Origin of the sequence: Rahnella woolbedingensis, from assembly GCF_003602095.1 — a bacterium.
Taxonomy (GTDB): domain Bacteria; phylum Pseudomonadota; class Gammaproteobacteria; order Enterobacterales; family Enterobacteriaceae; genus Rahnella; species Rahnella woolbedingensis.
In genome coordinates this window covers 1-12,997 of sequence record NZ_RAHH01000053.1, presented here as the reverse complement: position 1 = coordinate 12,997, position 12,997 = coordinate 1, and the positions used below count along the sequence as shown (strand labels likewise).

Here is a 12,997-nt window from a genome sequence, read left to right as displayed (position 1 = left end):
CATTTCTAATCCAAGCATAAAGCCCCCCTCGCTCAAAGCGGACATATTGTCCCGATAGCATGTCCGCTACGTGCCAGGAGCGGACAGTGCGAACATGGCGGCAGGTCAGATATCTAAAAGCTCATGGTCCGCTTGGATGGGATACTTATAATATCAGTACGGTAATAAGGAAGATTCGTTTTATTATCAAAAAACGCCACTCTTAAAAGCTAAAGAGAATCTGGTTTCAAAAAGGTAATATGCGATGCATGAAGTTGTAACAACTTCATGCATCGCTTGATGTGACTACACTATGCGGACTCACCAAAACCATCAGCAAAGGCGGATTTTAATTCATTCATAAACGCCAATTCATCCTGTCCATCACAAATTAAATCAATCATCGTATTCCCCTTTACCCCAGCCCCCAGGATGCTCATCATTCCTTTGATAGGGATTTCTTTGTCATTATTAACCAGTGTTAATGATGACTGATATTTTTTGACTATCTTAGCCAAGGTTGCGGCTGGCCGGGCATGTAATCCAGTACTGTTCATAACGCGTACTTTTTGTCTAATCATATTCTCTCCTTAAGAAGCCTTGCGAAATGCAGGATGAAGTTTATTCATCATCTGGATCTTTGAATAAACGTCATCTTCAACAGCCTGTTTTGCATTCGCCATTACGCGAGCCAAATTAGCTTCGTTGTTATTATTTACCCAGGCCTTACCGACAGTAGTAATAAATGCTTTACGTAAATCACTCGCAATATTAACTTTCGCAACTTTGTAATTAACAAAGCTCCGAAGAAGCTCTTCTTCAATACCAGATCCACCGTGGATAACCAGAGGAACCGGGCTAACAGATGCAATGCGTTGTAGTAGAGGGATATCAATGCGCGGGATATCTTCAAGCCCGTGGACATTGCCAATTGACACGGCCAGCATGTCACAGCCTGTTTCTTCAACAAAGCGCTGGACTTTCTCGGGTTCAGTTTTGCAGTCAGCCTCGCTAACATGATCATCTTCTTTACCCAGAATAGCACCCAGTTCCGCTTCAACAGGTACTCCAAATGATTTACAGAAATCGACAGCTTCCCGAGTAAACGCAATATTTTCTTCGAACGGTAAAGCCGCGCCATCAATCATTACTGAGGTAAATCCGGCTCTTACGGCCAGCTTAACATCTTCCAGTGTTTTTCCATGATCCAGATGCAGGCTGACAGGGACATCCATTTTATCGGCACGCCGCTTAACAATTTCATAAATGTAATCGTAACCGGAAAGCTGTGCATTCGTTGGCGCAATCTGAATAAAATTGGGTAACCCCGATCGTTCTATTGCATTAAGAATAGAAATTGTTGTCTCCAGGTTTGTCGTGTTAAATGCACCAGCAAGCACATTTTTTTCCTGAATACAATTGAGCAGAACCCTACCATTGACTAAAGGCATATTAACTCCAGATATCTTAGTGAAAAGTTTAAATAAATTATAGAATTACTGAGTTGCTGCGATTATTCGCCAATAAGAACTCCTTCTTGCAGCAATTTAAATTCATAAAATGCCAACCATTGTTTCTGATATAATTTCAACTTTGCCGACCGTGTTGCATCAGGAATAAAATGACCTGCCACAGAAACAGGTGGAGGGGCAATATCCGGGCAGGCTATTAATAATGCCCCTACGGAGACGGCTTCATCAAAAGCAATGGCCTCGACAGGGCATTGAAGGATATCAGCCTTCAATTGGAGCCAGTATGGATTTTTCACCGCAGGACCTATCACTTTTACAGTCTTGCCTGTCGGGATGTTAAAGCACTCGTAGCAGTGGGCAAGTTCCATCGCCAGACCGATAAAGACACTTTCGAGGAGAGCCTCTGGCGGCAGTGAATCCGTCAGACCAAAAATCAGACCGCGTGTATGGCGATTTTTATTTGGTGAACCAGACCCCCGCAAATGAGGAATGAACACAGGAACCTGTTCGGCAGACCAGGAAGGCTGGAGATATTGCCCCATTGCATTTTCCAGGCCTGTGTTAATTTCCTCATCCGTCAAACGAAACGTTTTTTTCACCCACTCAAGCGCATAACCACCGACAGGAAGCGATGCAAAAAGTGTGAAAAATTCGGCATCAGAATAACAACCATTTGCCAGCTTATCCCTCCTTGACTGGTCACTGAGCGTTGGCTGAGTATTTAGCAGCAAAATACCCTCTGTCGTCCCTGTAGAATTCAGCACTTCACCTGGTTGCATCTGTAATGCACGGGCTCCGACCATATGATCGTGTCCTGCAAGCGTGACTTTTACTTCATGAGAGAATCCCAATTCATGTCTGAGCATTGCGGTCATCCATCCGGCCACTTCTCCTGGCTTTATCAATGGAGCCAGCGCATCAAATGGTATACCAAGGATCCCGGCAGCTTTACGAGACCACGTACGACTAGTCACATCCAGACATAACGTCCTGCTGGCCATCGATACTTCAGTTTTTCTCTCACCCGTCATTCGCCACAGTAGTACTTCTGGCGCGTGTAACCAGCAGATATCTCTTCGTTCATGCAATGAGTAGCTATCAAGCAACCATCTCATTTTAAATGCAGAATAATTACTGTGAGGGGGAAGCCCAGTGATAGCGTACAGTTCTTGAGCCTCTGACTCGCTTAACGACGAGAGATAAGATTCACCACGACGGTCATACCAGGCCAGCATCGGGGTAAGAATGACACCATCCTTGTCTACGAAGACGCCAGATTCACCAAAACTCGCAATACTGATATCTTTCACCGGATACGGTGCAGAAGTCACCAGTTCGGCCATTACCTGCCGCAGTGCCTGCCACAGTGCTTCGATATCGAAATCTACCCCGCCTTTTTCTGACGCCTTTGTGGGCGTTGGAAATTTGCGAACTTCCAAAACTGACGCGTCATGACAGGAATAGCAGCTGACTTTGCAGTTAGTTGTGCCAATATCGATGACAAGCGCTGTGCGGAAATCAGGCATAGACAGTTCCTTTTGTCAGACGAAAAATACCGTAAATAATCAAAGCAACTACCGGGACGAGACCAATAGCGATGATATTTCCGTTGAATATCTCAAGCAGCCAGAAGCGGAACGGATTGCCACCATCAAGGAAGCTTGATACCTGACCACTTGACCCCTCCGGCATTTTGAAATTGACGTCCTTAGCCATGCCGGTAATGAATGGTGCAATCTTAGTCGCGATCCACAGATCTGCGATGATAACTGGAATAGCAGTAATCACAGCCCGGAAAATATTGCCACGGCAAGCCAGTACAATCATTGATGCCATGACAGCCAGATTCGCAAGATCACCGAGCGGTAGAACTTTATTGCCTGGAAGAAGAAACGCAATAAAGACAGAGATTGGCGTCAGGATCAGGGCTGTGGAAATAATGGCCGGGTTACCGACTGCTACCGCAATATCTAGCCCGATATAGAGATCATCACGACCGGGATATTTGGCATTCAGGTATTTCTTGATCGCTTCAGACAGAGGCAGCAAGCCTTCCATCAGAATTCGCACCATACGTGGAAGAATGAACATGACGCCACCGATGCTGATCCCCAATAACAGAATATGCTTAAAATCATAACCAGCAATGATGCCTAACAAGACACCCAGAATGGTACCCACCATCATAGGTTCACCAAAAATCCCCAGTTTTTTCTGCACGTTTTCTGGATCAATGTGAATACGGTTCAGCCCAGGGATTTTGTCGATGATTTTGTCAAACAACAGTCCAATCGGGAAGAAGACGACGGCTGACAAGGTAGGAAGCGAAATGCCTTCCAGACCAAAGTACTTAGCTACTAATGGCGCTGACCAGTCCGCCAGTTTGAGAACAACTATCGCGGCAACAGCAGCGGCAGACAGCCCCAAAACAAAACTCCCGGTGCTGTAGTAAACCAGTGTTCCAGCAAGGGCAAAGTGCCAGTAGTTCCACATGTCAACATCGACAGTTCGTGTCTTGTTCAGAGCCAGCATGCCGACGTTGATCAGCATTGTCAGCGGGATAACAAAAGGAGCAATCGGTGAGCCCCATGTAATCGCGGCTAATGGTGGCCAGCCTAAATCGACAACAGGAAGACTGATGCCGGTTCGTTCAACCATCGCCTGCGCTGCCGGGCCTACATTACTTGTGAGAATGTCAAAGATGGCATAAATCCCAACAAAACCAATACCGACAATTAAGGATGAGCGAAGTGCTTTTGCTGGTTTAACTTTAAAGAACAATGCCAGGAAAAATAGGACTAGTGGCAATAAAACCGTTGGGCCAAACCCTAATACATATTGCACAACGGTATAGAGGGTATGTGCTATATCATTCATATCCTACCTCTTATTCAGATGTGACCAGACCTCGCGTTAGCGCCTGGGATACTTATCTGAGTTATTATTTAATTCAGGCTTGACTCTTGAGGATGGAAACTATTTCCTCAAGGACCTTCTCCTCGCCTATCCCGGTAATGATTGGCAGGCCACTAATAACCGGGATATCCAGTTCATAAGGAACTTTAGTTGTTGATACAACTAAAGTAGCACCATCAGTGTTATTCGGAAGTGAAGCCACATTAGTTTGTGAGTAATTGACGTCAAGCCCATTATCTTTACAATATTCCATTACTTTTTCGGCGACGGCCGTGGAAGTAGCAACACCAGTTGCACAAACAAACAGTATCATTTGACTCATAACTCACCTCTTTCAGATATACGTGTGTAAATCGACTGATAAATTTCATCATCATTCATGACCAGCAATTGCTGCATAAAATCTTCATCCTGGATGACATCCATTACCCAACCCAACACATTGAGTTGCTTGTTGCTTTCACCTAAAGCAAGCATGAACACCACCCTGACAGGCACAGGTTCAGGCTCTCCGCCCATATCTTCAAAATTGACGGACTCCGCCAGTACTCCAACACTGATTGCATTCTGACGGACATGCTTGTGATCAGTATGTGGGATAGCGACACCTACAGGTTCCACCGGCAGACCTGTTGGAAAATGTCGTTCTCTCTCAATAACATGATCAGCAAAATCAGACACGACCATACCATCGTTAATTAGTGGGCTGGCAAGTGCCCTGATTATGTCCTTCTGGCTGACCTCCTTAGGGAGGTGGCGTACATAATGGCGACGAAAGTTAATATCCTGCATAATTCCCTCTTTGCTAGTTAGCATCCCGGCGCTGCAAAATGGTGCCAAGATAATATTTATTGCCTTTTAACCAGACGTTACCAAACTCAACTGGCGATCCTCTGGAGAAAAATACCAACTGTTCTAAATGTAGAACAGGAGCCTCGTCACTAATATCAAGGTAATGTCCTCGTTCATTACCAATTAGTCTGGCTGCGTAACGACTTTCAGAGAAGCTTATTTTCCTTGCAGATAGTCTTTCTATTGTTGGGAATAGATTTTCCTTGGTGAAATCCACATCAATAATGCCGGGGCAAAGGTCAGCGTTAATTCTATTTTCAATCAGCATAACTTTTTCATCGCCAATAGAACGGAGGCGTTCAAGAAATAAAACATCCTGTCCCGGATTGATTCCCAGTTTTTCAGCCACAAAGCGGTTGGCTGGCTCTAGCCTGGAAGTAATAACGCTGGTTGTGAAGTTTATTTTCTGGCTTGCTAAGGCTTCAGCAAAAGAAAGTAAGCCCTCGCCCAGTGGATAAGCAACATTTTCCTTCTTCACAAAGGTTCCTTTGCCCTGAACTTGCACAAGGATGCCTTCTCTGACCAGTTGGTCCACCGCTTTCTTAACGGTACCGCGACTTACCTCCAGCATATCCATTATTTGAAACTCTGAAGGTATGCGGTCATCCTCAATCAACTCACCGCTATAGATACTTTCCCTTATCCACTCAACAACCTGTTGATAAAGTGGAATTTGTGAACTTTTACTCAATGTTTTCATGGTGCGCACCTGAACATTTAGAGTTGTCTATGGACAATCATGTACAACTTGGAATTTATGATAGGGATTTTTTAGATGGGAGACGTAGCAAGGAGTCACAATTTTAGTGTTCAAAACAGGATCACTTTTACGTGATGTATGTCACAAATAGCGGAATGTTCAATCAGTTTCGGCTGTTACCTTTCATGGGCCAACTTCCTCTGTTAGCTCATAGTTTCCCCTAACTCTATACTGCGGCAGTTCGCCAAAACCCTTTTTCTAATAAACTCTGGCAGAATCACTTTGCTTATCTGTCAGCCCGCTATCCCTTCCAGCGTGACCGATGTCCCGCCGCAAACAATGACAAGTACATTATCTGCAGGGTTGAACCTGATTTTGTGGTCATATAAAAGTGAGAGTGACACACCACACGCCGGCTCGGTGAGCACGCGATGGTCATCAAGAAAGCGCCGGCAGGCCACATTGAAAACATTTTCGCAAACCTGGCTTGCGGCCAGCGTCGTGGCTATACCGCTGACCTTATCAAGACGGACCAGCTTGCCGGCATTAAGCGAGGCCGTACCCTGGGTTTCAACGGCGTAAACCGGAATATGACCAAGCTGATGTTTCTCCAGTCCCTGAGCGATACCGGACAGCATGCTCCCGCCGCCAACGGAAAGAATAACCGCATCAGGCGTTAACCCTTCGCTGATGACCTCATCCACGATTGTGCTGATGCCTTCCCACAAAAGTGGATGATCAAAGGGATGTACACAGATAATGTCATCCGTCGCCAGTGACAGGGCGTAGTCGTTCGCTTCGCTCCATACTTTCCCGTGCACAATAACCCTGGCCCCTCCTGCTCAATAAGCTGTTTTGCCCTGTCAGACGTGCTTTCCGGCACAACGACAGTGACCGGCAGCCCCAGTTTGCGGCCGCAATGAGCCACCGCTATGCCTGCATTGCCGCCGGATGAACTGATGAATGCTGTTGCCCCCGTTTCCGCGTAATGGCGACAGAGGGTCTTCCCCTGTTGTGGTGGCTGTTGTAGGATTTTGGTTGTTCACCGAACAATGGGAGATGCCACTTGAAAAATGCTGCTGTTGTCATCAGAAATTACACTTCTGCTTTTCCTGACCCCATTGCGATAACGAAGAATGATACTGCCGTTATCAGCCATTGTGACCTTGAGTATCCTGGATGGGTATGGATAACACTCCCCTCAGGAAAAGCCGGATGGGCTCCCCAACAAATATTTTCCCCCCTCAGCTCCAATGAAGTTATGTGTCTTGAAAATTACACCGCGCATGAATTATCAGTCAGCTGCAACGAGAAAATTACTGTCATCAAGTCTCTGAACAGCTGGTACTGGGCGCTCAAACACACAGGAGAGTCTGGTTGGGTGCCAGAAGAATGTGTAAATCTTCTGAGTATCTAAGCAACTTGGAGCGCTTTCATGGACGAAAAATCCCTCTATGCCCATATCCTTAACCTGTCCGCACCGTGGCAGATAAAATCCCTTTTTCTTGATGAAAAATCTGGTTCAGTGACGGTCATTGTCGGCATTGCTGAGCACACACAATTGACCTGTCCAACCTGCGGTAAATCCTGCTCCATACATGATCACCGACGTCGTAAATGGCGTCATCTCGATACCTGTCAGCTCACCACGCTGGTTGAGGCGGATGTCCCCCGCGTTGACTGCTCTGTTCACGGTTGCCAAACTCTGCCGGTTCCCTGGGCAGGGCCAGGTAGCCGCTACACTTTGCTGTTCGAAGCCTTTGTTCTCGCATGGCTGAAAGTTAGCACCGTAGATGCTGTCAGAAAACAGCTTAAACTCAGTTGGAATGCAGTGGACGGCATCATGATGCGTGCAGTCAGACGAGGCTTAGCCCGGATAAAGCAACCTTTGTCAGCCCGCCACCTCTGCGTGGATGAAGTCGGCTTTAAGAAAGGACACCAGTACGTCACTGTTATCTCTGACCGGCAGGGACGGGCCTTGAACCTGACCGATGATCGCGGTGTAGAGAGCCTTGCCAGTTATCTGCGCAGCCTGAGAGATCACCAGCTTGATGAGATAAAAACGCTGTCGATGGACATGAACATGGCCTATATCAGTGCAGCCCGCATCCATCTCCCCAATGCCGTAGATAAAATCGCCTTCGATCACTTTCATGTGGCAAAAATGCTGTGCGCCGTCATTGATAAAACCCGCCAGGCTGAGATGAAACAAATCCCGTCGTCAGACCGAAAAGGTGCCCACCGCTCTCGCTATCTGTGGTTTTACAGCAAACAAAATCGCCTCGGGCGTAGGGATGAGAGGTTGGAAGTTGCCCGGCTGGTGTTACCCCAAACGAGCCAGTGTTGGGTAATGAAGGAGCTTGCACGCGATCTGTGGCATCGCCGCTATGACGACCATAGTCGTAAACTGTGGCAAGAATGGATGGCTATGGCCAAAGATACCGGGATACCGCTCATGGCCAGCGTTGCCCGCATGGTGGCAAAGCGCCTTTACGGCATCCTGAATGCAATGAAAAACCGAGTATCGAACGGCAATGCGGAGTCTCTGAACAGTAAAATACGGCTACTCAGGATCAAATCAAGAGGCTTCAGGAATAAAGAACGGTTCAAACTGGGAGTGCTGTTCCACTATGGAAAGTTGGATATGAGGTATTGAACGAGCGGAATAAGCAACCAAAACTAGGCTGCTTATTAATTTACTCAAAGTGGATGAATAACTTCTACTTCATGCTGGAAAACATATGGATCTGACAATAAGCGAAATTTATCATCGTCGAGGTAGGTGACAGCCACATGGTAGTCGTTACCCGCGAAAGCTTTAACCGCCTCAACATCTTCCCAATATGTTGCAAGGAAAAAATGTTCCCAGCTTCCTTGAGTAACTCTTTTTACAAAAGCACCTTTGTTACCCTCGATCCCCTGAGAATGTCTCACACCCGTTAAATCAAGATGTGCAGCGAAACCCTCAGCATGTTCAAGCGGTACACATCCATGCCATGTCCTTACGATCATTGTTCTTCTCCAGCGAAAGTTGGACTAATAACTTAACTGAAAAAGACAGGGTCGATCAAAACATATCCGTGAACCCACCATGATCGGGGAAGACCCATATAAACACAGTAAAGAGACTCCATTCATGAAACTCGAAACATATCTCCCATTAATTGGATCTCGTATAAAGCTGCCACTTTATGGGCACACCTGCCAAGCTGGATTTCCATCCCCAGCACAGGATTATGTAGAGGCGCAGCTCGATCTCAACGAGCTTTGCATTCGTCACCCCGCAGCAAGCTTCTTCGTCAGAGCGGAAAGGGACTCAATGATAGAGTCAGGAATTTTGTCAGGTGACCTTCTCATTGTGGACAAAGCAGAAACCCCCACACACGGTGACATCGTTATTGCAGCAGTAGAAGGCGAGTTCACGGTCAAAAAACTCTGCACACACCCTGTTCTATGCCTGCAACCGATGAATCCTGCATATAAACCTATATTCGTAGAACCTGACGATTTAGAGATTTTTGGCGTCGTTATCCATGCCATTCACACTTTCAGGTAATCCGCTATGTACCTGCTTTGTGATGTAAATGCGATGTACGCTAGCTGTGAGCAGATCTTCAGACCTGACCTGAAGGGTAAGCCGGTCCTCGTCCTTAGTAACAATGACGGCGCGATTGTGGCCCTCAACAAAGAAGCCAAAAAGCTCGGCATTAAACGCTTTGCCCCTTACTTCCAGGCTAAGGAAATCATCAAAAAAAACCAGGTATCCTGCTTCAGCTCTAACTACGCACTGTACGGCGATATGAGTGCCAGAATAATGACAATTTTAGAGTCATTGGCTCCCGAGATAACGCCATATTCGATCGATGAGGCTTTTTTGACTGTGACTGGCATCGATTCCTGCGAGTCCTTCCTAACTTTTGGCCAGCGCGTCCGAGAAACGGTGCTAAAACAAACGGGACTGACCTGTGGGATCGGCATCGCGCAAACTCATACACTTGCGAAGCTGGCAAATCACGCAGCAAAAACCTGGCCGGCAACAGGAGGGGTCGTAGATTTGAGTGACCGTGAACGTCAGAGAAAGCTGATGGCACTTTTACCGGTCGGAGAAACATGGGGTATTGGCCGAAAGCTGACGGAGATGCTTAATACGATGGGCATAAAGACTGTGCTACAGCTGGCCGATGCAAACCTACACCTGATGAAACGGACGTTTGGCGTAGTCGTAGAAAGAACGATTCGAGAACTTAATGGCACCTCCTGCATTTCGGTGGAAGAACTACCGGCCAAACAGCAGATTATCTGTAGTCGCAGCTTCGGCGAACGCATCACGCAGCTCGAAGATATGAGACAAGCCGTTTGTCAGTACGCAGAACGTGCCGCTGAGAAACTCCGCCAAGAAAGGCAATACTGCCGGCACGTCAGCGTATTCGTTCGTACCAGCCCCTACGCCGACGAACCTTACTACGGTAACAATGCCAATCAGATCCTGATGCTGGCCACGCAGGACACACGGGATATAGTTGCAGCAGCGATGAAAGCACTGGAACAAATCTGGCAGGATGGTTATCGTTATCAGAAGGCAGGAATTGTGCTAAACGACTTTTGCAATCGGCCAGGTCAAATCGACATGTTTGATGAAACTCCTCCAAGAGTAAACAGCAAGCAGCTGATGCACATTGTTGATCACATCAACCAATCAGGGCTTGGGAAGGTATGGTTTGCCGGGCAGGGGATCGATAAGAGTTGGAAAATGAAAAGAGAAATGCTTTCGCCGGCCTATACAACGCGGTGGAGTGATATTCCAATAGTAAGAATTTGAAACTTTACTCCCCTAAAAATATAAATAACCGTGCCTGTAGAGCACGGTTTTACCGTTTTTCATATAGCAAATTAGTTTTTGAATTTTCTCTTGTAAACATCACCATTGCCAAATTTTTTGCTAAGTGCTTCAGAGAGATCATTATTCATTTCTGGGCTAGATCTTTCGATGAGTAAAGCATTTTCAATATGGGGCATTATCGCTAACTCAGTAATTATCTCGCTTGAAGTGAATGGCGTTCCAATTTGACATTCGCAAGCGAGCAAGACGAGCCCCCCCATACTTATTGGGTAATTTTTAGAAATTTGATAAGTACAGCATGATTTAATATCAGAGTCGTTCCAAATGCTAGCGTAAGTAGGATCGCCTTTTACATGCAGAGCTATTTCATGCAATACACAAGAGGAAGCCCCACCATTTAAAGGGTGACTACTAGCTTTTGATATACCGCTATAAAACTGCTCCCATACAACATAGCCTTTCGATTGGGGTACTTTTTGTCTTTTTAATTGCGTGGAAAAATGAGAGACAGGTGGATTAGAATTTGGTTTAATATAGTCCCAATTATGCCGTTTTGTTTTTGCTTCAAATAAAATTATTTTTCCTACATCTATCTCATGATCAATCAATATTATTATTGCATCAACACCCCACGCCTCTTCCGCGGACTTAGTGAGTTTCTGAGAATATGTATTAATGTGAAATGGTAAAGACTTTGGAAAGTTCTGATGAATCAACGAAGTCAAATTAACTGTACAACTATTTTCGTCAGCTAGTAATTTTTGAGAGTACAATGTTTGAGTTTTTTTATCTGCATCGTCAAACAACATTTCTAAAATCAATCGAGTTTCATTATCGAATAGTGGCATTACGCATCCTCATTGAGATGAATAGCTTAAATATTTATAATTAAACTAAATTTAATGCGTTTTGACACGCAAAACACATAAATAAAGTGAAAACAGGAAGGTAGGAGATGAAGCGGTCGTACAACGCCCCGTTATTCGCCGCCTATCCCAGTATCAGACACGATTACATCTGATAATTGTGAAATCATAATGTAAAGTGTATAGGAAGTTCAAGGTAAAATCAGTAATCAAACTGTGAAAAGGACGCTTTATCGCTTTAATAATAACGTTTATAATTCAATGGTTTAGCGCACATAATCATTATTATGTTAAATGCGGTATCTGGTAAGTAAAGTTGCTACAGGCTGATTATAACCATGATAAAATTCTTCCCTTAAACAGGAGATCAATAAATGCCAATAACTGCATACTCAAGAACTTTTAAACGAGAACTCGATGCTACGCAACTTGCACGCCTTTTTAACGAACGCTTAAATGAAGAAGAGGTATCATTTCGCGATTTCGTTAAAAGAGATATTGAATGCCCTGCATGCAATACCACCGGAGGCCATTACGTAAATGAAGGAGTCTCAAGCACTGGTAAAATGGTCAAGCAAGCACACTTTGCATTCCGAGATTCTGAAGGCAACGATGCACATCTCCCATTCTGTGATTTTTATACTGGACCAGATAAGCAAAAAACCATATCAAATGAAGGTCAGGTTGATTTTTCTAAATCGAACTCACCTGTTACGCAAGCGGTCGCCTGGATGGTATGTTGTGGGATAGAAAATAATATATTCAACCAGGAAGATATACGTAATATGCGTCAGTGGTTTCTTGAACTTCGGCAAAATGGCGATTTTAAATTTAACGTAAGCCCCCATCTTGTAAATATTACTCGTGCTTTCATTATTAAAAACAAACGAAATAGCAAAGAGTATACTTTTGATGCAAATGCAATAAAAGACGACTGGTTCGATATCAATCAAGAAGTATATGAGTCGCTTCACTATAAATTTCCAGAGCTGGCACCTAATTTCAAGGATAACAATGAACTTTATAAACTGAGGCTTCAAGCAGTTCTCAAAAAGTCCAGAAGTATAATAATTAAAGATTCAAATACCGCAACTTTTGACAGGGCAATTCTTTCTGAAAAGTACTTAATTGCGCAACAGTTTGCATTAGAAATAAGGAAGGCAAATCCGCGTTTAAGGACTAACATGACTCATTCAATGTCTGCGGTTAGTAATAGTAACCCGCTTATGGCTCTCTCTGCACTGTTACTATTTGTTTCTAATTGGGAGATCGAAGAGGCTTTAGATAAGGTTAATAAAATAATGAGTCATGAGATGATAAATGACCATGACGCAGGAAACGTTATAGGTTTGAATCCATTTATTCATTATAG

The 12,997-nt window shown here is 44.9% G+C and carries 14 protein-coding genes and 1 pseudogene; 5 read left to right on the top strand and 10 right to left on the bottom strand.

Annotated elements, in window-relative coordinates:
* Positions 1-290 precede the first annotated feature (290 nt).
* The 8 genes and pseudogenes from D6C13_RS24605 to D6C13_RS24570 form a co-directional block, all read right to left on the bottom strand.
* Positions 291-560 (bottom strand): HPr family phosphocarrier protein, encoded by a 270-nt coding sequence (locus D6C13_RS24605; RefSeq protein WP_120135250.1) that lies wholly within the window; start codon positions 558-560, stop codon positions 291-293.
* A gap of 9 nt (positions 561-569) precedes the next feature.
* Positions 570-1,430 (bottom strand): class II aldolase, encoded by an 861-nt coding sequence (locus D6C13_RS24600; RefSeq protein ID WP_120135249.1) that lies wholly within the window; start codon positions 1,428-1,430, stop codon positions 570-572.
* A 62-nt stretch (positions 1,431-1,492) separates the two neighbouring features.
* Positions 1,493-2,977 (bottom strand): FGGY-family carbohydrate kinase, encoded by a 1,485-nt coding sequence (locus D6C13_RS24595; protein ID WP_120135248.1) that lies wholly within the window; start codon positions 2,975-2,977, stop codon positions 1,493-1,495.
* Entirely contained in the window at positions 2,970-4,328 is a 1,359-nt protein-coding gene (locus D6C13_RS24590) for a PTS galactitol transporter subunit IIC (protein ID WP_120135247.1), read from the bottom strand. Before D6C13_RS24590 ends, D6C13_RS24595 begins: the two co-directional genes overlap by 8 nt.
* A gap of 73 nt (positions 4,329-4,401) precedes the next feature.
* The gene (locus D6C13_RS24585; protein WP_120135246.1) at positions 4,402-4,689 is read right to left on the bottom strand and encodes a PTS sugar transporter subunit IIB; all 288 of its coding nucleotides are present in this window, start codon (positions 4,687-4,689) and stop codon (positions 4,402-4,404) included.
* A complete protein-coding gene (locus tag D6C13_RS24580) occupies positions 4,686-5,159 on the bottom strand; it encodes a PTS sugar transporter subunit IIA (protein WP_120135245.1) in 474 nt (157 codons plus the stop codon). The genes D6C13_RS24585 and D6C13_RS24580 overlap by 4 nt, the downstream gene beginning before the upstream one ends.
* A gap of 13 nt (positions 5,160-5,172) precedes the next feature.
* Positions 5,173-5,919, bottom strand: a complete 747-nt coding sequence (locus tag D6C13_RS24575; RefSeq protein ID WP_120135244.1) for a GntR family transcriptional regulator — start codon at positions 5,917-5,919, stop codon at positions 5,173-5,175.
* 293 nt (positions 5,920-6,212) lie between these two features.
* Positions 6,213-6,847 (bottom strand): annotated as a pseudogene (locus D6C13_RS24570) (pyridoxal-phosphate dependent enzyme).
* Between the two features lie 138 nt (positions 6,848-6,985).
* Here D6C13_RS24570 and D6C13_RS24565 point away from each other — a divergent pair.
* Both D6C13_RS24565 and D6C13_RS24560 read left to right on the top strand, forming a co-directional pair.
* A complete protein-coding gene (locus tag D6C13_RS24565) occupies positions 6,986-7,336 on the top strand; it encodes an SH3 domain-containing protein (RefSeq protein ID WP_120135243.1) in 351 nt (116 codons plus the stop codon).
* Positions 7,337-7,354: 18 nt separating this feature from the next.
* Complete coding sequence (locus tag D6C13_RS24560; RefSeq protein ID WP_120135242.1) at positions 7,355-8,575, top strand: ISL3 family transposase; 1,221 nt, start codon at positions 7,355-7,357, stop codon at positions 8,573-8,575.
* A 44-nt stretch (positions 8,576-8,619) separates the two neighbouring features.
* Here D6C13_RS24560 and D6C13_RS24555 read toward each other — a convergent pair whose 3' ends face one another.
* The gene (locus D6C13_RS24555) at positions 8,620-8,931 is read right to left on the bottom strand and encodes a hypothetical protein (protein ID WP_120135241.1); all 312 of its coding nucleotides are present in this window, start codon (positions 8,929-8,931) and stop codon (positions 8,620-8,622) included.
* A gap of 124 nt (positions 8,932-9,055) precedes the next feature.
* On the opposite strand from D6C13_RS24555, the gene umuD reads away from it, so the two are divergent.
* A complete protein-coding gene (gene umuD, locus D6C13_RS24550) occupies positions 9,056-9,475 on the top strand; it encodes a translesion error-prone DNA polymerase V autoproteolytic subunit (RefSeq protein ID WP_120135251.1) in 420 nt (139 codons plus the stop codon).
* Between the two features lie 6 nt (positions 9,476-9,481).
* Complete coding sequence (umuC, locus tag D6C13_RS24545) at positions 9,482-10,738, top strand: translesion error-prone DNA polymerase V subunit UmuC (RefSeq protein WP_120135240.1); 1,257 nt, start codon at positions 9,482-9,484, stop codon at positions 10,736-10,738.
* A gap of 71 nt (positions 10,739-10,809) precedes the next feature.
* Here the strand turns inward: umuC and D6C13_RS24540 are convergent, their stop codons facing one another.
* A complete protein-coding gene (locus D6C13_RS24540) occupies positions 10,810-11,607 on the bottom strand; it encodes a hypothetical protein (protein ID WP_120135239.1) in 798 nt (265 codons plus the stop codon).
* A 392-nt stretch (positions 11,608-11,999) separates the two neighbouring features.
* On the opposite strand from D6C13_RS24540, the gene D6C13_RS24535 reads away from it, so the two are divergent.
* Positions 12,000-12,997, top strand: a 998-nt coding sequence (locus tag D6C13_RS24535; protein WP_120135238.1) for a hypothetical protein, incomplete at its 3' end; no start/stop codon positions are given.

What these genes read in the sequence shown, in the direction of transcription:
- D6C13_RS24600 (WP_120135249.1), bottom strand. Translation starts at nt 1,430, where the DNA reads ATGCCTTTAGTCAATGGTAGGGTTCTGCTCAATTGTATTCAGGAAAAA.
- D6C13_RS24585 (WP_120135246.1), bottom strand. Translation starts at nt 4,689, where the DNA reads ATGAGTCAAATGATACTGTTTGTTTGTGCAACTGGTGTTGCTACTTCC.
- D6C13_RS24540 (WP_120135239.1), bottom strand. Translation starts at nt 11,607, where the DNA reads ATGCCACTATTCGATAATGAAACTCGATTGATTTTAGAAATGTTGTTT.
- D6C13_RS24555 (WP_120135241.1), bottom strand. Translation starts at nt 8,931, where the DNA reads ATGATCGTAAGGACATGGCATGGATGTGTACCGCTTGAACATGCTGAG.
- D6C13_RS24560 (WP_120135242.1), top strand. Translation starts at nt 7,355, where the DNA reads ATGGACGAAAAATCCCTCTATGCCCATATCCTTAACCTGTCCGCACCG.
- D6C13_RS24580 (WP_120135245.1), bottom strand. Translation starts at nt 5,159, where the DNA reads ATGCAGGATATTAACTTTCGTCGCCATTATGTACGCCACCTCCCTAAG.
- D6C13_RS24605 (WP_120135250.1), bottom strand. Translation starts at nt 560, where the DNA reads ATGATTAGACAAAAAGTACGCGTTATGAACAGTACTGGATTACATGCC.
- D6C13_RS24575 (WP_120135244.1), bottom strand. Translation starts at nt 5,919, where the DNA reads ATGAAAACATTGAGTAAAAGTTCACAAATTCCACTTTATCAACAGGTT.
- umuC (WP_120135240.1), top strand. Translation starts at nt 9,482, where the DNA reads ATGTACCTGCTTTGTGATGTAAATGCGATGTACGCTAGCTGTGAGCAG.
- umuD (WP_120135251.1), top strand. Translation starts at nt 9,056, where the DNA reads ATGAAACTCGAAACATATCTCCCATTAATTGGATCTCGTATAAAGCTG.
- D6C13_RS24595 (WP_120135248.1), bottom strand. Translation starts at nt 2,977, where the DNA reads ATGCCTGATTTCCGCACAGCGCTTGTCATCGATATTGGCACAACTAAC.
- D6C13_RS24590 (WP_120135247.1), bottom strand. Translation starts at nt 4,328, where the DNA reads ATGAATGATATAGCACATACCCTCTATACCGTTGTGCAATATGTATTA.